The organism is Streptomyces sp. AC627_RSS907, from assembly GCF_019049165.1.
This window is the reverse complement of sequence record NZ_JAGMUE010000365.1, coordinates 1-553: the sequence shown is the minus strand read 5'-3', so window position 1 is coordinate 553 and position 553 is coordinate 1. Positions and strand designations below refer to the sequence as shown.

Genomic DNA, 553 nt, shown 5'->3' with positions numbered 1-553 from the left:
GTCCGGCGGCGCCCACCACTGACGCTCCGGCACGCCAGGCGCCGCGCTGGCCGGCGCGGCTCCGGCACCAGCGCCGCCCGGTCTGGCCGGTCTGACCAGCCGGCGCCCGCGCCAGCCGGCCTGGCCAGGCGGCGCACTGAGCCAGCACAGCGCCGATGGGCGGGACCCGAGCCGGGTCCCGCCCATCGGCGTGCCGGGCCGACCGGGCGGCGACCGGGCCCCGCTGGCGCCCGGCCGCCGGGACGGGGCGGGCGGCCACCCGCCGGAGCCCGAGGTCGTACGGGCGCGGCCAGGGCCGGCCTAGAAGCCTCGCGTCCGCTTGGCCGCGCGGCGCAGCGGGCCACCCACGTCGGTGCCGGGCACCGGCGCCCGCAGGAAGAGGCGGGCGATCTCGTTGCCGAGGTTCACTCCGATGGCGATGGCCAGCGCCAGCGAGGCCGCGCGGGTGAGCGAGGCGATGCCGGAGTCCATGTTCTTCTGGGCCAGCGCGAGCAGCCCGAAGTACGTCGCGCTACCCGGCAGCAGCGGCCCGATCGCGGCCGTGACGTACGGC

1 pseudogene is annotated in these 553 nt (G+C 79.6%); it reads right to left on the bottom strand.

The features are described 5' to 3' along the window. Nucleotides 1-300 precede the first annotated feature (300 nt). Nucleotides 301-553: pseudogene (locus tag KUM32_RS35805) on the bottom strand (threonine/serine exporter family protein); the annotation flags it as partial.